This window comes from Celeribacter sp. ULVN23_4, assembly GCF_054788345.1.
The window spans coordinates 453,802-475,896 of the sequence record NZ_JBTVYO010000002.1 but is presented as its reverse complement, the minus strand read 5'-3'; the positions used below and the strand labels follow the sequence as shown (position 1 = coordinate 475,896).

Here is a 22,095-nt window from a genome sequence, read left to right as displayed (position 1 = left end):
AATGACTGCTTCACGTCCGGCCCCTCTTCCGCGCCGCCCGCGCCCTCATCTCCGCTTGCGTCCTCTCAAGACGCTCGCCCAAAGTGCTGCCCTTGGCGTCTCTGTTTTCGCGCCATTGAGCGCCGGGCTTGGCCTGATCGTATTTGATCCGACACCCGCCATTGCGCAGCAGGACACCGCTCAATCCACAGCACTCATGGCTGACAGCGTTGCCTTCGATGGCGTCATGTTGGTCGCAACCGGATCGGTTGAAGTGCTGCGCGGAGACCAACGGCTCACGGCAAGCCGCATCGCCTATAATCAGAACACCGGAGCCATGACCATCGATGGCCCGATCCGGCTGACCCAAGGCGATGGTGACACCGTGATTCTCGCCTCTGCGGCAGAGATCGACACGGAGCTGAAAAACGGCCTGCTCACATCCGCGCGTATGGTCATCGCGCGCCAGATGCAACTTGCCGCCTCCCGTCTCGACGTCGTAGAGGGCCGCTATACGCGTCTCCAAAACACTGTCGCCTCAACCTGTGAGGTCTGTGCTTCACGGCCGGTTCCGCTCTGGGAAATCCGCGCCAGAGACGTGATTCACGACAACGAGACCCGCCAGCTTTACTTCACCGATGCGCATCTGCGCGTCGTCGATATTCCCGTCCTCTGGCTGCCGCACTTGCGTGTTCCAGACCCGACATTGGACCGGGCAAACGGTTTCCTCATTCCCGAGATTAGCAGCGATTCCACGCTCGGCACCGGGGTCAAAATTCCCTATTTCATCACTTTGGGTGACAGCCGCGACCTGACCGTCACGCCCTATCTGGCGACCGGAACGACGACGATGAACCTGCGGTATCGTCAGGCCTTCTGGAATGGCGAACTCGAAGTCAACGGTGCGCTGAGCTCAGATGACACCTCGAACGGTTTGCGGGCCTATATCTCCAGCCAGGGAACATGGGAGCTTGCGAAGGGGCTGACGCTCGACATCGATCTCAATGCCGTCTCGGATACGTCCTATCTCGCCGATTACAACATTTCCGATAGCGACTACCTGACCTCCAGTGTTCGGCTCTCCCGCTTTCGGACCGGCGAAGCGCTTGATCTCGATCTGGCCTATAGCCGGTACTTAGGTGACAACAGCGCCACCCGCCCCGCAATCATCGGCGAATTTGCCTACGAGAAATATCTCGATCCCTCTCTGCTGCCCGGACGGCTCAGCTTTGGCGTTTCCTCCTCGGCTTATTACCGCGAATCGGATCAGGACGTAGATGGCGGCGACGTGTTGCGCATCGGGGCCGAAAGCACCTGGAGCGGCAGCCATATCTTCTCCTCGGGCCTGCGCCTGGACAACAGCGCCTCGATGTATACGGACGCCTATTTCATTCGGCAGTATTCCTCCTACGACAGCGAAGTACTCCGCCTGACCGGAAGCGCGGAAACCAAGCTGAGCTGGCCGCTCTCGCGCAGCACCGCAACAGGCGCTTCGGAGATTTTGGAACCAATCCTGCAAGTCGGTTGGTCCGACAGCATCGGCGGGTCCGTGCCGGATACGGATTCCAATATCGTCGAATTTGATGAGGGCAATCTGCTGACCCTCGCCCGCTTCTCCGGGTCCGATGAGCGCGAAACCGGTTGGACCAGCGCCGCAGGCCTTCGCTTTGCCCATTATGGCGAGACGCTCGATTATGCGATCACCCTCGGACGTGTGCTCTACCTCGAAGACACGGAACCTTATTCCGACGCCTCAGGCCTGTCGACGACCGCGTCGGACTGGCTTATCGCCGGGGGCATCCGCTTCAATGAGCACCTGTCGCTGTCCACGCGCTCCCTCATCAGCACGGACGCCGAACTGACGAAATCGGACACCCGCCTCGATTACGTCCGGGATCGTTACAGCATCGGCACCACCTACAGCTACGTGATCGCCGATGCACTCGAAGACCGCGATGAACCGATTAACGAATTCGCTTTCGATGGCGAATGGCAGTTGACTGACACTTGGAGCCTCACTGGCGAATATCGTCACGATTATTACAACGAGGAAACCACACGAACCGGCCTCGGCGTAAAATTCGAGAACGAGTGCACCCGGATCAATCTGGGGCTGACACGCCGCTATTGGGAGACGGACGATCTCGATCCGACAACCCGCTTTACCTTTAGCGTGGGGTTCGGGGCCTTTGGCGAGAACACGAACAAGGCGGACACATGCGCCTTCTGAAGCGGCCGAAACACGTAGGTTTGAAGCCGCTCACCGCCATTCATGGAGTAAGCGCCACATCTGGCAGAGCAATCCGCTTGGCCCAGAGCGCGAAACCTCCTAGAAAGAAAACGACATTTTAAAAGCCACCCGTTACGGGGGCGACATGGGAGTGGTCATGACACGCAAATTCGGGGCTGATCTTCTTGCAAATACGGCAAGCCGTCTTCGCGCACTGATGCAGGGAGGCCGTGCTCGGCATTCCCTAATCCGAAGCGGGGTTCTCGGTTTGGCACTTGCCATCCCCACTCTGGCGACTGCGCAAAACCTTTTTGCTCCGGTCGCTTACGTGAACGACAAGGTGGTCACCCGTTACGAACTGAATCAGCGCATGCAGATGCTGACCATCCTCGGCGGTGCGCAAGGCCAGAAGGAAACTCTGGACGCCCTGATCGACGAACGCCTCAAACAAGAGGCCGCCGACCGCGTCGGCTTCAAGCTCACGGACGAACAGGTTGCCACCGGGATCAGGGACTTCGCCGCCCGTGGCGATCTCAAACCGGAACAATTCTTGTCTTTGATGGCACAAAACGGTGTCTCCGCGCAAACCGTGCGTGACTTCGTGTCTTCCGGGTATCTTTGGCGCGAATATGCCCGCGCGCGCTTTGCTTCCAAGGCGCAGGTCTCTGAGGCAGAGATCGACAAGGCGCTGCAAGGCACCGGCCCGTCCGGCGGCATGCGCGTTCTCTTGTCCGAACTCTTCCTCCCGGCCCGCAATGCCGAAGAAGCCGCACAATCCGACGCGCTCGCGAAACAGATCGCGGCCAACCCGTCTGTCTCCGCCTTCGCCGCAGCCGTTGAGAAATACTCCGTCGCACCTTCACGCGAAAAAGCGGGCCGTCTCGATTGGGCCTCGATCGGCGATCTGCCACCGCCGCTGCGCTCCGCTGTCATGGGGCTGAAACCCGGTGAAATCAGTGCGCCGCTCTCGACCGGAAACGCCATCGGCATTTTCCAACTGCGCTCCATCGCCGAGACCAACACCCCGACGCCGAATGCCGACGCCATCGAATACGCCGCCTATTACATCGCCGGTGGCCGCTCCGAGGCCGCGCTCAAACGCGCCGCCCAGGTGAAGGCCAGCGTCGACACGTGCGAAGATCTTTACAGCATTGCCAAGGGCGAGCCGGAAAGCGTGCTTCAGATTGACACGCTGCCCGTCGACCAAATCCCCAATGACGTTGCTCTGGAACTGGCCAAGCTCGATCCGGGCGAGGTTTCCACGAACCTGACCCGCGCCGATGGTCAGACGCTCGTCTTCCTCATGATGTGTGGCCGCTCCTACGCCGCCTCCGCTGATGCAGACCGCGACGCTGTGCGCAACCAGCTGCAATCTCAGCGGATCAGCGCGCTGGCCGACAGCTTCATCGCCGAAATGCGGGCCGATGCGACCATCGTGATCCCATAAGGCCTCTCTCATGACCCAAACAGCACCTCTCGCTCCGATCGCACTCAGCTGCGGTGAACCAGCCGGGATCGGACCGGAAATCGCCGTCAAAGCGGCAAAACTCTTCGGCGGCGCCGTTCCGTTCTTCTGGATCGGCGATCCGCGCCACCTGCCGCAGGACGCCCTGTTCGAAGAAATTTCCGAACCGGCGGACGCACTCGACATTGCCCCGGGCGCGCTTCCTGTGCTGCGCCACGATTTCCCGGAAGATGTCGAACCCGGCGAGCCCAATCTCAAAAACGCGCAAAGCGTCGTTAATGTGATCAGCCGTGCTGTCAAACTCGTCCAATCCGGCGAAGCCTCCGCGCTCTGCACCGCTCCGATCCACAAGAAAGTGCTCAAGGACGGCGCAGGCTACGGCTTTCCCGGTCACACCGAATTCCTCGCCCATCTCGGCGGCGCGAAACGTGTGGTGATGATGCTTGCCTGTACCGAGCTGCGGGTCGTTCCGGTGACGATCCACATTCCGCTCAAAGACGTCTCTAAGCAGTTCACCCCCGATCTTTTGGAAGACACGATCCGCATCACTGCCAAGGATATGGAACGCTATTGGGGCTATTCCAATCCGCGCATCGCGATTGCCGGTCTCAACCCGCATGCGGGTGAAGGCGGCGCTATGGGCACTGAAGAGATCGACTGGATGATCCCGATGATCGAACGCCTCACCGCAGAGGGGTTTGATCTCAAAGGCCCGATGTCACCCGACACAATGTTCCATGGTCGTGCGCGGGCGGGTTACGACGTCGCGCTCTGCGCCTATCACGATCAGGCGCTGATCCCGATCAAGACCATCGACTTCTCCGGTGGCGTAAACGTCTCGCTCGGCCTGCCGTTCATCCGCACCTCGCCCGATCACGGCACTGCGTTTGACATCGCTGGCAAAGGTGTGGCCGATCCGTCCAGCCTCATCGCCGCGCTGCGCATGGCGCATGACATGGCCCAAACGGCGCAGAAGGCAGGCTGATGGCGGCTGTAGACGGTCTGCCACCGCTGCGCGATGTGATCGCGACCCACGGGCTTGTGGCCAAGAAATCGCTCGGGCAGAACTTTCTGCTCGATCTCAATCTCACGTCTAAAATCGCCCGGCAGGCCGGTGATCTCACGCAATGTGACGTGCTTGAGGTCGGCCCCGGTCCCGGCGGCCTCACCCGCGGCCTTCTGGCCGAAGGGGCGCGCAAGGTTCTGGCCGTCGAGAAAGACAGCCGTGCGATGGGGCCGCTGTCGGAAATCTCTGCCGCCTACCCGGGTCGGCTTGAGGTGATCAACGCCGACGCGCTGGACATCGATCCGCTGGAGCGTTTGACGCCTCCTGTGCGTATCGTCGCCAACCTGCCCTATAACGTCGGCACCGAGCTTCTGATCCGTTGGCTCACCCCGCCCGAATGGCCGCCCTATTGGTCCTCCCTGACGCTGATGTTCCAGCGTGAGGTCGCGGAGCGTATCGTCGCCGAACCGGGCTCCAAGAAATACGGACGGCTCGCCATTCTCTCGCAATGGCGCACCCGGCCCCGCATCGTCATGGAACTGCCGCCGGAGGCCTTTAGCCCGCCGCCGAAAATCCATTCCGCCGTGGTACATCTCGAAGCCCTCCCCGCGCCCCGGTTTGAGGCCGATGCAAAGACGCTTGAACGCATCGTCGCCGCAGGCTTCAACCAGCGCCGCAAAATGCTTCGCGCCTCTTTGAAAGGCCTCTCGCCCGATATCGAAGATCGGCTTGTCGCGGCGGGGATCAAACCCACCGACCGCGCCGAACAGGTGCCGATCGAAGCTTGGTGTGCGCTGGCGCGTGAAATGGTGAAAGGCTGATCCATGTTCTCCCATGTCACCCTCGGCGCAGATGATCTCGACCTTGCGGCAGAGTTCTACGACGCCGTTCTGGGAGAGATTGGCCTGCACCAACGCGTGACCGAACCGGACGGAGGCCCGGAAGCCCGGTGCTGGATCCGGCCCGAAGCCCCCTTCCCGCGCTTTTACGTCTATCAGCCTTTTGACAAAGCCCCCGCAAGCGCTGGCAATGGCAGCATGCTCGCCTTTGTCGCGCCCTCTCGGGCCTCAGTCGACAAAGCCCATGCCGCAGGGCTTGCCCACGGCGGCACGGACGAAGGCGCTCCGGGGCTGCGTCCGCAATACGCGCCGGATTACTACGGCGCTTATCTTCGCGATCCGTTCGGCAACAAAATCCATCTCGTCTACCGCGAGGAGCTGACCCAGAGCTTTGGCATTTAGTGGCTGCGCCTCCAACTTGAAGCAAGCGGATAGAGGCGCAGCGCAAGCGAGCTCGGAACGCTTTAGGCCTCAGCCCACCACGTTATGCTCAGGCCCGTAAGGGAAGCCGGTGATATTCTCATTGCCATCCTCGGTGATGATCAGAATATCATGCTCGCGGTATCCGCCTGCGCCCGGCTGGCCTTCCGGGATCGTCAGCATCGGCTCCATGGAAATCACCATGCCGGGCTCCAGAACCGTATCGATATCCTCACGCAGCTCCAGCCCTGCCTCGCGCCCGTAGTAATGGCTCAGGACGCCAAAAGAGTGCCCATAGCCGAAACTCCGATATTGCAAAAGGCCACGCTCCGCGAAGAAGGCGTTGATCTTATGCGTGATCTCCGAACAGCGCGCGCCGGGCTTCAGCAGGCTCATGCCATATTCATGGGCCGCCACATTGGCCTCCCAGATTTTAAGGCTCGCCGCATCCACCGTCTCGACGAAAAGCGTGCGCTCAAGGGCGGTGTAATAGCCGGAAATCATCGGGAAGGTATTGAGGCTGAGAATATCGCCGCGCTGCAATTTGCGCGCGGTGACCGGGTTGTGGGCGCCATCCGTGTTGATCCCCGACTGAAACCAAACCCATGTGTCACGATATTCCGCCTCCGGATAGCGCCGCGCAATCTCAAGCTCCATCGCATCGCGCCCGGCCATCGCCACGTCAATTTCACGCGCCCCCGCTTTGATCGCATCCCGGATCGCAAAGCCCCCGACATCCGCCGTCGCGGCCCCTGCCCGGATGAGATCAAGCTCCGCGGGGGATTTATGAAAGCGTTGCTTCATCGTCTTGGGCGCAATGTCGATCTTCTCCGCCGGGGCGAGCATCTCATCGAACAGGCTCATCTGGGCCAGCGTCATGTGATCGCCCTCATAGCCCACACGCTTGCCCGTCCCGATGGCCGCCCGGATCACCCGCCAATAGTTGTTTCTCTGCCAATCGGTGTAGGTGATGTTGTCGCCATAGCCGCGCCGCCAGGGCTGACCGGCATCAATCCCTGCGCTCACCGTCACGCTGTCCGAGGCCGTGACGACCAACGCATAGGGCCGCCCGAAGGAGCAATAAAGAAACCCGGAATAATAGGCGACATTGTGCATCGACGTGAGCACGCAGGCCTCAAGCCCGAGCCGGGCCATGATCTTACGCAGCCCGCCAAGGCGCGCTTCATATTCGGCATCCGCAAACGGCAGGCATTTTTCGCCCTGATGAAAACGATAGGCTTGCGGGCGCGCCTCTGTCGCGGCGGGATAGGTGGATATTTTTTCCATCTCAACTCTCCTGTTCAAACCGTCAGGTGGAGGAGAGACAGGATTCTCCTTCGCCCGAACGGCAAAGCAAAATCCCGGCGTGCAGGATGGACATCGGACATTTGAAAAGGCGACGCCATCGCCCGACCGCTGCAAAAGCAACGGGTCCGCATCGTCATAGATACCGATCGGCCACGCCCTGTCACCTGTTTTCTGAACGTGCCCGTCTCAGGAGCCTATCGACGCATAAAAAAAGCGCTCCCGAACCTATCGGAAGCGCTTTTGGTATCTGTTTGAACACCCAACGAAGATGAACCATCCTCGCGGCGGATGTGAACTTATTCCGCCGCTTCCGGTGTGTCGTCACCCGGAGCCGATGCCTCTGCCGGGGCCTCAGCGGCCGCAGCTGCGGCCTCCGCGTCCTTCTCGGCTTTGGTTTTGCGCGGTTTGCGCGGCGCGCGTGGCTTTTTCGCTTTCGGCTTGTCTTCCGGTGTCTCTACCAGACCCGCGTCGGCCTCCTGAGCCACCTCAGCGGCATTTTCAGCCTCGACGAACACCAGATCAGGCTGTTCGCCCTCACCGGCGGCTTTCTGTGCCTGTTGCTCATCGCGTTTGCGCTGGCGGTCGGCCCGTTCAGCCTCTTGACGCTCGCGGCGCTCCTGCTGTTCACGTTCCTGCTGCTCGCGCTGGGCTTCCATCTCTTTCTGGGCTTGGGCCAGAAGACGCAGATAATGTTCCGCGTGCTGTTGAAAGTTTTCCGCTGCGACGCGGTCGTTCGAGAGTTGCGCATCGCGCGCGAGTTGGTTGTATTTCTCGATGATCTGTTGCGGCGTGCCGCGCACTTTGCCCTCTGGGCCGGAGCTGTCGAAGACACGGTTGACGATATTGCCAACGGAACGGTTGCGGTTGTTTTTCGACCGCGAACGGTTTTTCGAAGATCTCATACGGTGTTCTTTCGAGCCTATAATCTCGTTTTATCGAGTCGTTTTATTCGGGTTATCCGAGCCTATGTGCCGGATTCTCGGACCGGCTTGTCGCAAATGGCTTGTCTGTCCCATGCGCCCCCGTTCAATCGGAAGCCATCAACATCAAAGCTGTGCAGGGTAACTGCGCCGGGAAGCCAACTTCCCGTCGAGCGCAACCCTCTGTAACCTTGTCGAGACAGTCATTACAAGAGATTTTTACAAAACTCCCCGCAATGTTGGCGCTAAACTGCAAGAAAATCGGTATTTAACACAATTTTCTGACCTGAAACGCCAGACTGACACAGACCCCTTACCAATTCCCTGACGGCAGAAACGCTCTCACAGAGGCCTTATTTCCCCGCATTGCGCGGATGCGCATTCGGGGCCTGCCCCCGGACCACGCGGTCGCGCCCATCGAGATCGGCGATCACCCGCACGCCCTTGAGCCCTTCAGACAGGAAAAGATCGGCCACCGCCGCCCCCTGAGTCGGTCCGATCTCCACCATCAAACGCCCGCGCGGAGCGAGATGCGCCCGCGCGCCCTTCGCGATCACACGGTAGGCCGACAACCCGTCCGCCTCATCGGTCAGCGCCATGCGTGGCTCATGCGCAAGTTCAGGAGCAAGCGAGGACATTTCATCAAGCGCGATATAGGGCGGGTTGGAGACGATCAGCTCAAACTCACCCTCAATGCCGTCCCACCAATTCGCCTGCTGAAAACGAGCACGAGACGACAGACCAAGCATCTCGGCATTTTCCTTCGCGACACCTAAAGCCGCCTCAGAAAGATCCGTGCCAAGCCCTTTCGCCAAAACCTGTTCTGCGAGCAAAGTCAGCAAGATAGCGCCCGAACCTGTTCCAAGATCAAGCACCGAATTGAACGGGCGTGCCAATGCCTCCGAAATCAAAATCTCGGTTTCAGGGCGCGGGTCGAGGACATCTGAATTAACCTTGAACCGCCGACCGTAAAACGCCCGGTAGCCAAGGATATGAGACACCGGTTCACGGTTCACGCGTCGGTCAATCGCTGTCTCAAAGGCCGCGCAATGTTCCGCGTCGATTGGATCGGGCATCACCAAAGTCAGCCGTGACGGCTCCAGTCCAAGCACATGCGCCATGAGCAAGCGTGCATCCCGCGCACCGCCTTCGATCCCCGCCTCGGAAAGCCGTTTCGTCCCGGCGATCAAAGCCGATTGAACCGTCATCCCGCCATCTCCGCCAAAAGCGCGGCCTGATGGTCGGAAATCAGAGCGTCGATCACCTCGTCCAGATCGCCCCCCATGACCTGATCGAGCTTGTAAAGCGTCAGGTTGATGCGGTGATCCGTCATGCGGCCCTGCGGGAAATTATAAGTCCGGATACGTTCGGAACGATCCCCCGAGCCAACTTGTGACTTGCGGTCCGAGGCGCGCGCATCGTGAAGTTTCTGCCGCTCTGCGTCGTAAAGCCGCGCCCGGAGCACATTCATCGCGATCTCGCGGTTGCGGTGCTGGGACTTTTCCGACGAGGTCACGACGATCCCGCTGGGAATATGGGTGATCCGTACTGCCGAATCCGTGGTATTGACGTGCTGACCGCCCGCACCCGAAGAACGCATCGTGTCGATCCGGATGTCATTCGGGTTGATCTCAATATCGACCTCTTGCGCCTCCGGCAACACAGCCACCGTCGCAGCCGAGGTATGAATACGCCCGCCGCTCTCGGTTTCCGGCACGCGCTGTACCCGATGCACCCCGCTTTCAAACTTCATCCGCGCGAAAACGCCCTCGCCCTCGACATTGGCGATCACCTCCTTGATGCCGCCAAGCTCGGTCTCCGCCAGCTCGATAATGTCGAACCGCCAGCCCTTGGTCTCCGCATAGCGCTGATACATCCGAAGCAAATCGCCCGCGAAGAGCGACGCCTCATCTCCCCCCGTCCCCGGACGGATTTCAAGGATCGCCGACCCGGTGTCCGCTGCATCCTTCGGCAAAAGCGCGATTTGCAGGGCTTGCTCGGCCTCCGGCAAACGCTCCTTGAGCGCAGGAATCTCTTCTTCTGCCAAGGCTTTCATCTCCGGGTCGCCCAGCATTATCTCGGCATCTTCAAGATCGCTGCGAAGCGTCTGGTAAGCGCGGATTTGATCCACGACCGGACGCAGCTCCGCATATTCGCGGCCTAGGGCGACAATGTCCCCCGATCCCTGCGCCATGGAGGCTTCAAGGAATTCAAAACGCTGAAGGATTTGTTGGAGGCGGTCTTCGGGGATCATGGAGGGAGGGATCATAGAGGCGGTTGTCATGCTGTCTGTTGCGCCGAAAACCCCGTGGGGTCAAGCGCGGGGCGGGAAATCGCGCACAACCTCGCTAAAACCCGGCCACCTTGATCCATTCATCGGCCCGCCGTGCATTGACGCCGAAATCGGAGCGCCCGAAGCGTTGGCGCGCAAGGATCACCACTTCCGCACCGCTTTCATCGGAGCGCGCGGAAATCGTCGTAAAATCGGGAAAGCCCCAGAACACCGTGCGGGTGCGATAGGTCAGACGCCCCTCGTCCACCGATCCCGCAACACGCCGGGTGCGCGGTTCTGTGTCGGCAATGGCGGCAAAGCGTGTCAGCGCATCCTGAGGATCAAGCGGCACGGTCAAAAGGCGCTTCACCCCGCCGGGGGACGGATCAGAGGCCGCAAAAGGATCGATATGCCAGCGCGCGGCATCGGTCGGCGCGAGGCGAATATACGCCTGCAACGCCACAAACACGATGATCGCCCCCCAGAACAGCATCCTCATTCCGCCTTCCGTCTCGTCCAGCCATAAAGCGCGATGATCTCCATCGCCACATGCGCCCCCGCCACGGCCGTCGCGCCAGTGGTGTCATAGGGCGGGGAGACCTCAACCACATCGCCGCCGGTGAGATTGACCCCTGCGAGATCACGCAGAATCGCCGCCGCCTGCCAACTCGCAAGCCCGCCCCAGACGGGCGTGCCTGTGCCCGGCGCAAAAGCTGGATCGAGGCAGTCGATGTCGAACGTCAGGTAACAGTTGCGATCCCCGACGATCTTTTTAACCTCGGCAGCCACCCAAGCCGCGCCGCGCTCATGCACGGTGCGCGCATCGATGATATTGACGCCCAAAGTGTCAGGGTTGTCGGTGCGAATGCCGATCTGGACCGAGGTTTTCGGGTCGATAAGACCGGTTTTCACCGCTTTGTAGAACATCGTGCCATGATCGATCCGTGTCAGATCATCATCCTGCCACGTATCGGAATGCGCATCGAAATGGATAAGGCTCAGCGGACCAAACTTCTCCGCATGCGCCTTGAGGGTCGGGTAACTGATGTAATGATCGCCGCCGAGTACGAGGCTCCCGGCGCCGCTCGCCAAAATGCCTCGGATGTGATCCGTCAAACGGTCCGGGAATTCGGAAACCATCGCATAGTCAAAGGCCAGATCGCCGTAATCCACCACGGTGAACTCGTCCAAAGGCGAATAACCCCAGCCATAAGGCGCATCAAAAGGCTGCAAAGCAGAGGCTTCCCGGATCGCACGCGGGCCAAGACGGGTGCCGGGACGGTTGGTCACCGCCTGATCAAAGGGCACACCGGTGATCGCAAGATCAACCCCCGTCAAATCCTTGGTGTAGCGACGACGAAAGGCCGACAGTGCGCCACCAAAAGCGTTTTCATAGGCCAGCCCCCGTCCGGAGCCGGTAAAGGCCAGATCAATCTGTTTTTTTGCATCTTCGAGCGCCATGAGCCCCTCCCGTTACGCGTCCCACTGTAACGCGCCCGTTCGGCTTGGCAATCGGATGTTGAAACAAACAGAGACCTGAAAAATCAAAGCCCTCCGTCGGGGGGGACGGAGGGCTTGAGATGGTCAGAAATTGACCATCCGGGGGGGACCGTAAACAGGTCTCAGCTTGCGCTTAGAAGCGGAAGCTTACACGAGCACCCAGAGTGGTTGCCGAAAGATCGGAACCGCTGCCGTCGAAACCGTCGAACTCGTTTTGCAGAAGTTCGGCGCCCACGGCGATGTTGTCGGTCATCAGGTAGTCCATGCCGATACCGTAGACATAGCCGGTGTCGCTGTAGGAGCTGCCGTCGATGTCAGCTTCGGCGTAAGCCGCACCAACCACACCGTAAACAAGGGTTTTACCCATGTCGTAACCAGCGCGCAGTTTCAGGCGGGTCAGGTTGTCGAGATCAGCGGTGTCGTTTTCAAGCTCGGTGGCATTGTATTCCAACTCGCCACCAAGGACGAAATTGCCGAAATCATAGTCGTAGCCGCCGAACACACCGTAGGTCATGTCGTCGCTGTCATCGAGAGCGCCGTCAGCCCAGCCGTAGCCGAGCGTCGCACCAGCGTAGCCACCAGTCCAGTCGGTGCCGACGGCAACCGGAACCGGAGCAGCCATAACCGGTTGTTCAACGACCGGTTCAGAATAGCCGCCAGCGAAAGCCGGAGCGGTCAGAGCCAAAGTTGCCAGAGCAATGGCGGGGGTTGCGATACGTTTCATGTTATTCTCCTTTTCTGCCTCGTTCTGAGGTGATGCCTTCATCAGCATCTCAACGAGACAAATAGAGGAAATGTTCCGAGAAAACAGAGGTCCGGCGGTCACGCCAGCGTGAGGAAACCGTGAAGTACCCTAAATCGGTCAAAAGCCGCCCAAGAGGTATGAGTGACTGGCAAAAACTGGCCGACAAAACGATGTCGGCCAGAAATCGCACATCTCAAGCGTCGGAATTTTTCTCTTCGAGCGTAAGCCATTCTTCCTCTGCCGCCATCAGCGTCGCTTGACGTTGGGTCAGCATTTCGGTGGCTTTTTTGAATTTCACCGGCTCGCGCGTGAACAGCTCAGGATCGGACAAAAGCTGGCCAAGTTTGGCAATCTCAGCCTCCAGCCGTTCGATCTCTCCCGGTAGGGCTTCAAGCCGATGTTTTTCGGTAAATGACAGCCCGGATTTCGCAGGTTTCTGCGCCGGTTTTGCAGCTTGCGCCACAGGTTTTGCCGCGCCTTTGTCCGCGGGCTTCACATGCGGCTTATCACTGGCGAAGGCCGCCCCGCCGCGCTGGGCCAGATAATCGGACCATCCGCCCGCATAGAGCGTGGCGCTGCCATCCCCCGGCACCGCAACCGTTTGAGTCGCAACGCGATCAATGAAATCCCGGTCGTGCGAGACCAGCAAAACCGTGCCCTCGAAATCAGTCAGAAGTTCCTGCAACAGATCAAGCGTCTCGATGTCGAGATCGTTGGTCGGTTCGTCGAGCACCAAGACATTCGACGGTTTCGCCATGATTTTCGACAAAAGCAGACGGGCTTTCTCACCGCCCGAAAGCGACGCCACGGGCGCACGGGCCTGAGCTTCGGAAAACAGGAAGTCTTTCAGATAACCGACCACATGTTTCGGGGTGCCGCGCACCATGACCTGATCCGCCTTGCCGGAGACCGAAATCTCCTTGTCAGAGGTCATCGCCTCCCAAAGGGTCAAATCTTCGCGAATGTTCGAGCGTGTCTGATCGAACACCGCCATCTCAAGCTTGGTCCCAAGCTTGATGGTGCCGGCATCCGGCTCCATCTCACCCGTGAGCATTTTCAAAAGCGTCGTCTTCCCGGCCCCGTTCGGGCCGACAAAAGCGATGCGATCACCGCGACCGACCTTGATCGAGAAATCACGAATGATCACGCGCTCGCCGAAACTCTTGGAAATGTGATCGGCCTCGACGACCCGCTTGCCGGATTTCTCCGCCACTTCAAGCTCCATCGCCGCCGTGCCTTGACGCTTGATCTGGCTGGCGCGCTCGGAGCGCAGGTCTTGCAGCGCCCGCACCCGGCCCATGTTGCGTTTGCGGCGGGCGGAAATGCCCTCGACCGCCCAACGGGCTTCGGCCTTGATCTTGCGGTTCAGCTTATGCCGCTGCTGATCCTCTTCGTCCCAGATCTTGTCGCGCCACTCTTCAAAAGCTTCAAAGCCCTGCTCTTGGCGGCGCACTTCGCCCCGGTCGATCCAAAGCGTCGCCCGCGTCAGGTGATTCAGGAAGGCCCGGTCGTGCGAGATCAGCACAAAGGCGGTTTTCGTCCCGCGCAGCTCCTCTTCGAGCCACGCAATCGCTTCGATATCAAGGTGGTTGGTCGGTTCGTCCAAAAGCATCAGCCCCGGCGCTTCCGCCAGAAGTTTGGCCAGAGCCGCGCGCCGACGTTCCCCGCCCGAGGCGGTCGCGACCGGCGTGGCGGGATCGAATTTCAGCCCTTCGGCCACCATATCGACCTTATAGCTTTCGCTTGCATCAAGCTGGGACGCCGCGAAATCGCCAAGCGTCTCGAAACCCGACAGGTCCGGGTCCTGCTCCATGTAGCCGACCGTGATCCCCGGCCCGAGCACGCGGCTGCCCTTGTCGGCCTCCACCAGCCCGGCCATGACCTTCATGAGCGTTGATTTGCCAGAACCGTTCCGGCCCACGAGCGCGACCCGGTCGCCCTCCTGAACGATCAGAGACAGCCCGTCAAAGACAGGGTTTCCACCAAAGGTGAGCGAAATGTCGGAGAGTTGTAAAACGGGTGCGCGTGCCATGGCTCTGCGCTACTGTGAAGCGCGTGAAAGGTCAATATCAACGGATGTGAGGGCCTGCGTCACAAAACGCAATTTGCGTGGACCCCGTGGCTTCCTATGATCGCGCCATGTTTGAGTATAGCCTTCTCCATTGGACCACATTCCTTTCCGCCGCGCTGCTTTTGAACCTCGCGCCGGGGCCGGATTTCGCCTTCATCCTTGGCCAGACGCTTCGCGGCGGCAAACGCGCGGGCTTTGCCGCGATGTTCGGCGTCTGGATCGGCGCGATGGTCCATGTGGTGATGGCCGCCGCCGGGCTCTCCGCCATCCTGATGACATCAGCCGTGGCCTTTTCCATCGTGAAATGGGTCGGCGTCGCCTATCTCGTCTGGCTCGGCATTCAGGCGCTCCGCTCTGACGGCAGCGCGTTTCTCTCCGACAAAGACGTCTCCGGCCCAAAACTGAACCCGTGGGCGATCTTCCGGCAGGGCATCTTCACCGACATCCTGAACCCGAAAGTCGCGCTGTTCTTTTTGGCCTTCCTACCGCAATTCGTGGTCGAGGGCGCCGGTCCCCTGCCCGCACAGCTCTTTCTCCACGGCACGCTGGTCATCCTCGCCGCCGCATTGATCGAGCCGCCGCTCATCCTCATGGGCGACCGCCTCGGCGCGGCGCTCCGCCGCTCTCAAACCCTTGGCAAATGGATGGAACGCTCTCTGGGCGCGATTCTCATCGCGCTGGGCCTGCGCCTCGCTCTGGAAAAACGCTGATCAGCCCGCCACAGAGCGCAACAACTTCTTGCGCGCTGGCGGGATTGACTTGATCTCCACCCCGGTGAACACATGGATCGTGTTCAAATCCCGATCCACCACCGCGTGATCCGACACCCAGCCACCCATCATCAGATAAGTCTTCAGGAGCGGCGGCATCGCCTTGGCCGCGCGTTTCGCGTCCGGCTTGCGCCGCAGACGCGCGGCAAATTTGAACACGTTCGGCGCTTTCACCTTCGGCAAAAACCGTTTCGGCCCGAGATGGCGGTGTTTCAGCATTGCCAAGGCATCGGCATGCAGCGCCCAATCCGCGCCATGAAACGACGAACAGCCGAACAAAAGCTCGACATCCTGCTCATCCACATAGCGCGTCATCGCGCCCCAGGCGATGCGCAGGATGTCCGGGTCGTGACACTCTGGATGAATGCAGAACCGCCCCATCTCCAGCATCCGCCCCTGATACGCCGCGAGCCCTTCAAGCCCGTAAAACTGCGCCGAATAGCTCTGCGAAATATGCGCGCCGCCGTCGAGATCGAGAAACCGATAGGTGCAGACCAGCCGCCCGCTCTTGCGCTCTTCAATCAAGACATGACGGCAGAGCACGTCGAAATCATCGGCCTCAAGCCCATCTTGGCGCGCCGCCGCGCCCGTCCCGGCAACAAACGCCAGATAGCGCAACCTCTGCGCCGCCTCGATATCTGCACGGCTTTCGGCGAAACGGACCGTATAGCGGCCCTTGAGCTTGAACATCTCGAACAACCTTTCTCGCGTCTCACATTATAAGACTATGGGGTCGCCCCTTCATGCCTGCAAGAGATGACGGTTTTTTGAAGGTTGGGTTTGGGGAGAAAGAGACGCTAGGCTCGATATGTTGAGAAGGTGCGGTGTGAGGTCGGTGTTGATTTGGCATTGGCGGAAACGGAAGTTCGCGGCTCTTGAGATGAAAGTGTGCGTATTGCGAATGAGTGTCGTCTCGATCAACACTATTCACCTTTGCAAGAGTTTCGGGCATATCTTTTCCATGACCGTCCGGACCACAATCATATTCTCTCTGATGCTCGGCCTTTGCCTCGCAGTGACGAGTGTTGTCTCGGCGTCTCTGATGGCACCCGACAGTTCCAGCAACGCTCGGGAAGTCTATGCGATGGTCTATGGCGTGACGCTGAACGATGCCTGCGGCGATCACTCAGGGCACAAGCACACCTGCCCATTCTGTCACGCGACTCCTCATCCTCCTCATGTATCTGTGCCGGATATGTGCTTTGCATTCCGACCGCACGAGCTTTGGCGACAGGGGGAGACGCTGCAGCGCGCAGCACAGGCGCGCAACATCAATCATTCCACAAGGGCCCCTCCAAGGGCCGTCTGACCTGCACTGAATCGAGGCCCCTGCTATCAAAGGCACGGGGCCACCCTTCTTACTGTGACCGCTGTTAAAGCGTTTTTCGTTTAATCTGAAACAGATTGAGCGAAAACGTTGCTACAATGCGTTGCCACAATGCATTGATGTTGCTTCGTTTCTCATAAGTTGAGCGCCTCAGTCTTTTTTGAGAAACGCTTTAGGCGGGTCGAAGAAATGTACCAATGACAAACAACATAAACCGTGCAGCAAGCGCTGCACTCTATCGCGCCGTTTGGCGCTGGCACTTCATCGCAGGGCTTGTCGTCCTGCCCTTCGTTCTGATCCTTGCCGTGACCGGCGGGATCTATCTTTTCAAGGATGAGATCAACAATGCCGCGCAGCGACAACTGCGCTTCGTCGAAGTCGGGGCCAAGGCCCTGTCGCCATCGCAGATTACCGGAGCCGCGTTGGCCACCCATCCCGGCACGCTTCGGGCCTATACGCCAGCCCCGGCCCAGAACCGCAGCGCCGAAGTCGACATTGTCGGAGACGATGGGCTCCGCAACACGATCTACGTCAATCCCTACGATGGGCGCGTGCTGGGCACGCTCTGGGACGGCGGCGCGGCTGGCAGCCCGGCGATGTATGTCGTGCGCAAACTGCATTCGCTGGAATATGTCGGCTGGTTCGGCAATCGGTTGATCGAGGCCGCAGCGGGCTGGATGGTCCTTCTGGTGGCCAGCGGCATCTACCTGTGGCTTCCGCGCGGCCGCAAGACCGTGGGAACGCTGCGCATCAAGGCCACGCGGGGCAGACCTTGGTGGCGAGACCTACATGCGGTCACCGGAATCTACACCGGTGTCTTCATCGTATTTCTCGCCATGACCGGCCTGCCCTGGTCCGGGGTCTGGGGGGCGAAATTCTACGACACCGCCTATGCGCTCGGCCTCGGTATGCCCGATGGCTACTGGTCCGACACACCGCAATCCACGGTGCCCACTCAGGACGTGGTCGACCGCGCCCCTTGGATCATGGAGCGCCAGCCGATCCCGTCATCACAGGCACCTGAGGGCGGCGCTCATGCAGGCCACGGCGAACAAGCTGTGACCTCCGCTGTGCCGGACGGCACCGTGCTTGCGACCCTCGACACAGTGGTCGCCACGGTCGAGCGACTGGGCATCGTGCCGGGATATGCCATCAACATACCGACCACGCCGACCGGTGTCTTCACGGCCTCCGTCTACCCGGACGACATCACCTATGAACGGGTCATCCACCTTGACCGCTACACGGGCGAGGTTCTCTACGATGCAGGCCTCAAAGACCTGGGCACTCTGGGGCGCTGGGCAGAGTGGGGCATCTCAGTCCACATGGGCCAGGAATGGGGCTTGCTGAACCAAGTGGTCCTGCTCCTCGCCTGCCTCGCAATGATCATGCTTTGCATTTCGGCGGCGATCATGTGGTGGAAACGTCGGCCTTCCGGTGCCTTGGGCATTCCGGCCGTCCCAACCGACTGGCGCATTCCCCGAACCTTGCTCGGGATGGCAATCGTAGCGGGAATCTTCTTCCCTCTGGTCGGGCTGTCGATGCTGATTCTGCTGGTGATAGAGCTGATCGCCCATCAAATCGGGCGTCGTCGAAGGTTCGCATGAGACCCTACGTGAGCCCGAGGCTCAGATAATGAATATCTCCGAGGGGCCAGGACCGGCCCCTCGGCTTCATCCGCCAGAGACGCACGCCAACAGAGCGAGAGCTGACTTTCGCTCCAACAAAGACAAACCACAGAAAAAGAGCATTAGCGGCCAACCCCGGTCCGTCCGGACCAAAAACATCGCCGGATATCACCTTCAACAGCCTGCGCCCCCCCCCTTGCCACCAGCCCCGCACCCCCTATCTTCCTCCCAAGCCACAACAGGAGCCGCACATGCCTAAAATCGAAAAATCAGATGCCGAGTGGCGCGAGGAGCTGGATCCGGAGACATATCGCGTCACGCGCCAGCATGGCACGGAACGCGCGTTTTCGCATCCGGGGTTCCCGAAAGCCCCCGGCGCCTTCACCTGCGCCTGTTGCGGGGCGGAGTTGTTCCGGCAGGAAAACAAGTTTGAATCGCATTGCGGCTGGCCGTCCTTTGATCAGACCAAGGCCGACGCCCCCGTCGCCGAAACCCGCGACACCTCTTTCGGCATGGTCCGCACCGAGGTGCATTGCGACGAATGCGGCGCGCATCTGGGGCATGTCTTCCCGGACGGGCCGCGCGAGACCACAGGGATGCGCTATTGCATCAACGGTGTGTCGATCCGTTTCGTGCCGGACTGAGCGGCCAGCGTCAGGCAAAACCTGCCCGACAAAAATCCGACAGAAAGCCGACGCAAGGCCGACACGGGTTTTGAAGCCCTTCAAGGCACCACACAGACATAAAAAAAGCCGCCCGGTCGGGGCGGCTTTGCTGTCTTTGGTCGGAGAGCGTTCTTATTGCAGAAGCTGTTCCGCAGAGATGTTGCCGATGCCGCCGAAGAGCTGTTGAAGGAAGGTCACGCCCTTGATGTTGTCATCCGTGACACGGCGTTCCAGAGCGACGACATGGCCTTGTTCGAGGCCAAAACGTTCGATGTTGCTGACCACGTTTTTCGAATCGAAAGAGATCGCAACCACTTGACGATCCACCTCTTTCGGCTCCATCGCGCCGAGGTGGCGGAACTGCGAGCGAACGTAATACCAGCCGGAAGTGTCACGAATCCCCTCGACCCCCGGCGCGCCGATCACATCGGCCACGGTGTCCTTGGTATCTACACCCACGATCACCTGCGACAGTTGATCCTCGGTCGGCACATAGCCATGATTGCGGAATTGAGCGACACAGGCGCTCAGAGAGAGGGCCAAAGCCAGTCCCAGAACGGCTTTCATAACTGCGGTCCCCAAAACGGTCCCCTTCGGGAAAATGTGGTCGGACATATGCCCCCTCTTGCCTTGTGCGCTTGCGCCTCGTATCCGGCTTATAGAAACAGCGTCCGACGATCAAGGAGACTTCCATCATGGGACATGACGGCCTGAACAGCTGGGGCAGTGACTTGCGCCTGCGCGATCTTTCCGACGCCCATGCGCATTCCTTCCGACTCGTTCCGTCCAGCGAAGACTTGGAAGAAATGGCCAGCGACCTTGGGCTAAGCTCCGTCCGAAAAATGAAATTCGAGGGCAAGATCATGCCCGTCGGCAAACGCGACTGGCGTCTTGAAGGCACATTGGGGGCCACGGTGGTGCAACCCTGTGTCGCAACGCTCGTCCCGGTGACCACCCGCCTAGAGGTACCGGTGACGCGCAGCTATATTGCCGATCTTCACGAAGAATTTCATCCAGAGCAGGAGTTCGAGATGCCGGAGGACGACAATGTCGAGCCCCTGCCCACGATGCTCGTCTTATCGCGTGTGGCTGAGGAGGCCTTGGCGCTCGCCGCTCCAGATTATCCGCGCGCGGAAGGCGCTGAGCTTGGTGTGACGCAATTCACCGAGCCGGGGAAAGAAGCCATGCGCGACGAGGATGCGAAACCTTTCGCAGCCCTCAAAGCACTGCGCGATAAGCTTGGAAAAGACGACGAATAAGCGTGATTTAACACGCGCAAACAAAAGACTTGCATGGAATCAGAAAGCGAGTATGTTCCCGGCCTCGCTTCCCTGTATGCAGTCGCTTGACGCGCAGACCAAATCCATCGGTGCAAACCATGGTTTACACTCTGCTCACGAAGGCCTATGAAGCGCCAAAGTTTTCGCCGGGCATGAGGCCCGCACCTGAATCAGGGGCATCCGCCCCGCCCACCAGAGGCACGGATCCGAATGGGTCTCTGCCCGTTGCTACCGAGGTTGAGACATGGCTGTCCCTCAGAATAAAGTCACCCGCTCCAAGCGGAACATGCGCCGCGCCCACGACTCCCTGGTCGCTGGCAACCCGGCTGAATGCCCGAACTGCGGCGAGCTGAAGCGCCCGCACCACGTCTGTGGCGCTTGCGGTCACTACGACGATCGTGAAGTCGTTGCTCAGGCCGACGAGATCGATCTCGACGAAGACGCTGCGTAAGCACGAAGACCCTTTTGGCGTTTAGATGAGCATGAGCCCGTCCGAGACCTCTTCCGATGTCCATGCCCCGACCCGTTCGGGACAGACCCCGGAGAACAAGGAAACGGACACCACGGTGACTGACATCGCGAACGCCAAAGCCAAAGGGCGTCTTGGCGCCCTCAAGGGCACGCGCATTACGCTTTCGATCGATGCCATGGGCAGCGATCGCGGACCGGCGGCAGTTGTCGCCGGTATTGTCCGTTCTGCGTCCAAGAATCCCGATCTGAATTTCATCCTGCATGGCCCCGGTGCCGAGTTGGAAAAACTCGTGCGCAAACGCAAAGTGCTGCGTGATCGTGTTGAGATTCGCGACGTGCCCGGCGTTGTCACCATGCATGACAAACCGTCTCAGGCGATGCGCCGCACGGACACCTCCATGCGCTCCGCTATTGATGCGGTAAAAAATGGTGAGGCTCAGGCCTGCGTGTCCTGTGGAAACACAGGTGCGCTTATGGCGACCTCGATGATCCGCCTACGCAAGCTTGATGGCGTAAATCGACCGGCCATCGCCTGTCTCTGGCCCTCCCGCAATCCGCAAGGCTTCAACGTCATGCTCGACGTCGGTGCAGACATTCGCGCCGATGCGCGTGATCTCTTGCAATATGCCATGATGGGCGCCTCTTATGCGCGCAACGGGTTGAACCTTGAGACCCCGCGCATTGGCCTGCTCAACGTCGGTACCGAAGAGCACAAAGGTCGCGCTGAACTCAAAGAAGCCAATGAACTGATCGCAAATGCGGCGGGCATTGGCGGCTATGATTTCAAAGGCTTCGTCGAAGGCGGCGATATCCCCGGTGATGTTGTCGATGTGATCGTCACCGACGGTTTTACCGGCAACATTGCGCTCAAAACCGGCGAAGGCACCGCGAAACTCGTTGGCGACCTTCTCAAGGAAGCGTTCAAGGCGACACCGCTCTCGCGCATTGCCGCCCTGCTCGCCCTGACCTCTTTGAAGCGCCTGCAGAAACGAATCGACCCGCGCCGTGTGAACGGCGGTGTCTTCCTCGGCCTCAAAGGGACCGTGGTCAAATCGCACGGCTCGGCCGATGCCACCGGCGTCTCTGCCGCGATCAAACTGGCCTATGAGCTTTCCGCTTCCGGCTTTACCGATCGCTTGGCAGCACGGGTTGCATCCGCCGTCGCCACATCGCAAAATGACGGAACGTCATAAATAACA

At 59.9% G+C, this 22,095-nt stretch carries 21 protein-coding genes; 11 read left to right on the top strand and 10 right to left on the bottom strand.

The window, feature by feature from the left end:
• Position 1: 1 nt before the first annotated feature.
• The 5 genes from ACYBHZ_RS07635 (at position 2) to ACYBHZ_RS07615 (ending at position 5,921) form a co-directional block, all read left to right on the top strand.
• The gene (locus ACYBHZ_RS07635; protein WP_460273659.1) at positions 2-2,209 is read left to right on the top strand and encodes an LPS-assembly protein LptD; all 2,208 of its coding nucleotides are present in this window, start codon (positions 2-4) and stop codon (positions 2,207-2,209) included.
• Between the two features lie 157 nt (positions 2,210-2,366).
• The gene (locus ACYBHZ_RS07630) at positions 2,367-3,656 is read left to right on the top strand and encodes a peptidylprolyl isomerase (RefSeq protein ID WP_460273658.1); all 1,290 of its coding nucleotides are present in this window, start codon (positions 2,367-2,369) and stop codon (positions 3,654-3,656) included.
• Positions 3,657-3,666: 10 nt separating this feature from the next.
• On the top strand, positions 3,667-4,659 hold the full coding sequence (gene pdxA / locus ACYBHZ_RS07625; RefSeq protein ID WP_460273657.1) for a 4-hydroxythreonine-4-phosphate dehydrogenase PdxA: 993 nt from the start codon (positions 3,667-3,669) through the stop codon (positions 4,657-4,659).
• Positions 4,659-5,501 carry a 16S rRNA (adenine(1518)-N(6)/adenine(1519)-N(6))-dimethyltransferase RsmA gene (gene rsmA, locus ACYBHZ_RS07620; protein ID WP_460273656.1) on the top strand — a complete coding sequence of 281 codons (843 nt, stop codon included), beginning with the start codon at positions 4,659-4,661 and terminating at the stop codon, positions 5,499-5,501. The genes pdxA and rsmA overlap by 1 nt, the downstream gene beginning before the upstream one ends.
• A 3-nt stretch (positions 5,502-5,504) precedes the next feature.
• Positions 5,505-5,921: a VOC family protein gene (locus tag ACYBHZ_RS07615; protein ID WP_460273655.1), complete on the top strand. Its 417-nt coding sequence runs from the start codon at positions 5,505-5,507 to the stop codon at positions 5,919-5,921.
• A gap of 69 nt (positions 5,922-5,990) precedes the next feature.
• Here the strand turns inward: ACYBHZ_RS07615 and ACYBHZ_RS07610 are convergent, their stop codons facing one another.
• From ACYBHZ_RS07610 to ACYBHZ_RS07575, 8 genes are all read right to left on the bottom strand, one after another.
• A complete protein-coding gene (locus tag ACYBHZ_RS07610) occupies positions 5,991-7,226 on the bottom strand; it encodes an aminopeptidase P family protein (protein ID WP_460273654.1) in 1,236 nt (411 codons plus the stop codon).
• Positions 7,227-7,543: 317 nt separating this feature from the next.
• Positions 7,544-8,149: a DUF4167 domain-containing protein gene (locus tag ACYBHZ_RS07605; protein WP_460273653.1), complete on the bottom strand. Its 606-nt coding sequence runs from the start codon at positions 8,147-8,149 to the stop codon at positions 7,544-7,546.
• A gap of 371 nt (positions 8,150-8,520) precedes the next feature.
• The gene (prmC, locus tag ACYBHZ_RS07600; RefSeq protein WP_460273652.1) at positions 8,521-9,375 is read right to left on the bottom strand and encodes a peptide chain release factor N(5)-glutamine methyltransferase; all 855 of its coding nucleotides are present in this window, start codon (positions 9,373-9,375) and stop codon (positions 8,521-8,523) included.
• On the bottom strand, positions 9,372-10,421 hold the full coding sequence (gene prfA, locus ACYBHZ_RS07595; protein WP_460273892.1) for a peptide chain release factor 1: 1,050 nt from the start codon (positions 10,419-10,421) through the stop codon (positions 9,372-9,374). Before prfA ends, prmC begins: the two co-directional genes overlap by 4 nt.
• A 94-nt stretch (positions 10,422-10,515) precedes the next feature.
• Positions 10,516-10,938, bottom strand: coding sequence for a DUF1499 domain-containing protein (locus ACYBHZ_RS07590; RefSeq protein ID WP_460273651.1), 423 nt, complete (start codon positions 10,936-10,938; stop codon positions 10,516-10,518).
• The gene (gene speB / locus ACYBHZ_RS07585; RefSeq protein ID WP_460273650.1) at positions 10,935-11,900 is read right to left on the bottom strand and encodes an agmatinase; all 966 of its coding nucleotides are present in this window, start codon (positions 11,898-11,900) and stop codon (positions 10,935-10,937) included. The genes ACYBHZ_RS07590 and speB overlap by 4 nt, the downstream gene beginning before the upstream one ends.
• A 172-nt stretch (positions 11,901-12,072) precedes the next feature.
• Positions 12,073-12,663, bottom strand: coding sequence for an outer membrane protein (locus ACYBHZ_RS07580; RefSeq protein ID WP_460273649.1), 591 nt, complete (start codon positions 12,661-12,663; stop codon positions 12,073-12,075).
• Between the two features lie 214 nt (positions 12,664-12,877).
• A complete protein-coding gene (locus ACYBHZ_RS07575) occupies positions 12,878-14,716 on the bottom strand; it encodes an ABC-F family ATP-binding cassette domain-containing protein (protein WP_460273648.1) in 1,839 nt (612 codons plus the stop codon).
• A gap of 107 nt (positions 14,717-14,823) precedes the next feature.
• Between ACYBHZ_RS07575 and ACYBHZ_RS07570 the strand changes: the two genes are divergently transcribed.
• Positions 14,824-15,465 carry a LysE family translocator gene (locus ACYBHZ_RS07570; protein WP_460273647.1) on the top strand — a complete coding sequence of 214 codons (642 nt, stop codon included), beginning with the start codon at positions 14,824-14,826 and terminating at the stop codon, positions 15,463-15,465.
• On the opposite strand, the gene ACYBHZ_RS07565 is transcribed toward ACYBHZ_RS07570, so the two are convergent.
• A complete protein-coding gene (locus ACYBHZ_RS07565) occupies positions 15,466-16,215 on the bottom strand; it encodes a GNAT family N-acetyltransferase (protein WP_460273646.1) in 750 nt (249 codons plus the stop codon). It abuts the gene before it with no gap.
• An 834-nt stretch (positions 16,216-17,049) separates the two neighbouring features.
• Between ACYBHZ_RS07565 and ACYBHZ_RS07560 the strand changes: the two genes are divergently transcribed.
• Entirely contained in the window at positions 17,050-18,459 is a 1,410-nt protein-coding gene (locus ACYBHZ_RS07560) for a PepSY-associated TM helix domain-containing protein (RefSeq protein WP_460273645.1), read from the top strand.
• Positions 18,460-18,731: 272 nt separating this feature from the next.
• On the top strand, positions 18,732-19,124 hold the full coding sequence (gene msrB / locus ACYBHZ_RS07555; protein WP_460273644.1) for a peptide-methionine (R)-S-oxide reductase MsrB: 393 nt from the start codon (positions 18,732-18,734) through the stop codon (positions 19,122-19,124).
• Between the two features lie 153 nt (positions 19,125-19,277).
• On the opposite strand, the gene ACYBHZ_RS07550 is transcribed toward msrB, so the two are convergent.
• Positions 19,278-19,760, bottom strand: a complete 483-nt coding sequence (locus ACYBHZ_RS07550) for an outer membrane protein assembly factor BamE (protein WP_460273643.1) — start codon at positions 19,758-19,760, stop codon at positions 19,278-19,280.
• Positions 19,761-19,840: 80 nt separating this feature from the next.
• Between ACYBHZ_RS07550 and ACYBHZ_RS07545 the strand changes: the two genes are divergently transcribed.
• The 3 genes from ACYBHZ_RS07545 (at position 19,841) to plsX (ending at position 22,089) form a co-directional block, all read left to right on the top strand.
• Positions 19,841-20,404, top strand: a complete 564-nt coding sequence (locus tag ACYBHZ_RS07545; protein WP_460273642.1) for a YceD family protein — start codon at positions 19,841-19,843, stop codon at positions 20,402-20,404.
• A 265-nt stretch (positions 20,405-20,669) separates the two neighbouring features.
• A complete protein-coding gene (gene rpmF / locus ACYBHZ_RS07540) occupies positions 20,670-20,876 on the top strand; it encodes a 50S ribosomal protein L32 (protein WP_219784152.1) in 207 nt (68 codons plus the stop codon).
• A 25-nt stretch (positions 20,877-20,901) separates the two neighbouring features.
• The gene (gene plsX, locus ACYBHZ_RS07535; protein WP_460273641.1) at positions 20,902-22,089 is read left to right on the top strand and encodes a phosphate acyltransferase PlsX; all 1,188 of its coding nucleotides are present in this window, start codon (positions 20,902-20,904) and stop codon (positions 22,087-22,089) included.
• Positions 22,090-22,095: the final 6 nt, after the last annotated feature.

What these genes read in the sequence shown, in the direction of transcription:
- ACYBHZ_RS07635 (WP_460273659.1), top strand. Translation starts at nt 2, where the DNA reads ATGACTGCTTCACGTCCGGCCCCTCTTCCGCGCCGCCCGCGCCCTCAT.
- ACYBHZ_RS07630 (WP_460273658.1), top strand. Translation starts at nt 2,367, where the DNA reads ATGACACGCAAATTCGGGGCTGATCTTCTTGCAAATACGGCAAGCCGT.
- pdxA (WP_460273657.1), top strand. Translation starts at nt 3,667, where the DNA reads ATGACCCAAACAGCACCTCTCGCTCCGATCGCACTCAGCTGCGGTGAA.
- rsmA (WP_460273656.1), top strand. Translation starts at nt 4,659, where the DNA reads ATGGCGGCTGTAGACGGTCTGCCACCGCTGCGCGATGTGATCGCGACC.
- ACYBHZ_RS07615 (WP_460273655.1), top strand. Translation starts at nt 5,505, where the DNA reads ATGTTCTCCCATGTCACCCTCGGCGCAGATGATCTCGACCTTGCGGCA.
- ACYBHZ_RS07610 (WP_460273654.1), bottom strand. Translation starts at nt 7,226, where the DNA reads ATGGAAAAAATATCCACCTATCCCGCCGCGACAGAGGCGCGCCCGCAA.
- ACYBHZ_RS07605 (WP_460273653.1), bottom strand. Translation starts at nt 8,149, where the DNA reads ATGAGATCTTCGAAAAACCGTTCGCGGTCGAAAAACAACCGCAACCGT.
- prmC (WP_460273652.1), bottom strand. Translation starts at nt 9,375, where the DNA reads ATGACGGTTCAATCGGCTTTGATCGCCGGGACGAAACGGCTTTCCGAG.
- prfA (WP_460273892.1), bottom strand. Translation starts at nt 10,421, where the DNA reads ATGATCCCCGAAGACCGCCTCCAACAAATCCTTCAGCGTTTTGAATTC.
- ACYBHZ_RS07590 (WP_460273651.1), bottom strand. Translation starts at nt 10,938, where the DNA reads ATGAGGATGCTGTTCTGGGGGGCGATCATCGTGTTTGTGGCGTTGCAG.
- speB (WP_460273650.1), bottom strand. Translation starts at nt 11,900, where the DNA reads ATGGCGCTCGAAGATGCAAAAAAACAGATTGATCTGGCCTTTACCGGC.
- ACYBHZ_RS07580 (WP_460273649.1), bottom strand. Translation starts at nt 12,663, where the DNA reads ATGAAACGTATCGCAACCCCCGCCATTGCTCTGGCAACTTTGGCTCTG.
- ACYBHZ_RS07575 (WP_460273648.1), bottom strand. Translation starts at nt 14,716, where the DNA reads ATGGCACGCGCACCCGTTTTACAACTCTCCGACATTTCGCTCACCTTT.
- ACYBHZ_RS07570 (WP_460273647.1), top strand. Translation starts at nt 14,824, where the DNA reads ATGTTTGAGTATAGCCTTCTCCATTGGACCACATTCCTTTCCGCCGCG.
- ACYBHZ_RS07565 (WP_460273646.1), bottom strand. Translation starts at nt 16,215, where the DNA reads ATGTTCAAGCTCAAGGGCCGCTATACGGTCCGTTTCGCCGAAAGCCGT.
- ACYBHZ_RS07560 (WP_460273645.1), top strand. Translation starts at nt 17,050, where the DNA reads ATGACAAACAACATAAACCGTGCAGCAAGCGCTGCACTCTATCGCGCC.
- msrB (WP_460273644.1), top strand. Translation starts at nt 18,732, where the DNA reads ATGCCTAAAATCGAAAAATCAGATGCCGAGTGGCGCGAGGAGCTGGAT.
- ACYBHZ_RS07550 (WP_460273643.1), bottom strand. Translation starts at nt 19,760, where the DNA reads ATGTCCGACCACATTTTCCCGAAGGGGACCGTTTTGGGGACCGCAGTT.
- ACYBHZ_RS07545 (WP_460273642.1), top strand. Translation starts at nt 19,841, where the DNA reads ATGGGACATGACGGCCTGAACAGCTGGGGCAGTGACTTGCGCCTGCGC.
- rpmF (WP_219784152.1), top strand. Translation starts at nt 20,670, where the DNA reads ATGGCTGTCCCTCAGAATAAAGTCACCCGCTCCAAGCGGAACATGCGC.
- plsX (WP_460273641.1), top strand. Translation starts at nt 20,902, where the DNA reads ATGAGCATGAGCCCGTCCGAGACCTCTTCCGATGTCCATGCCCCGACC.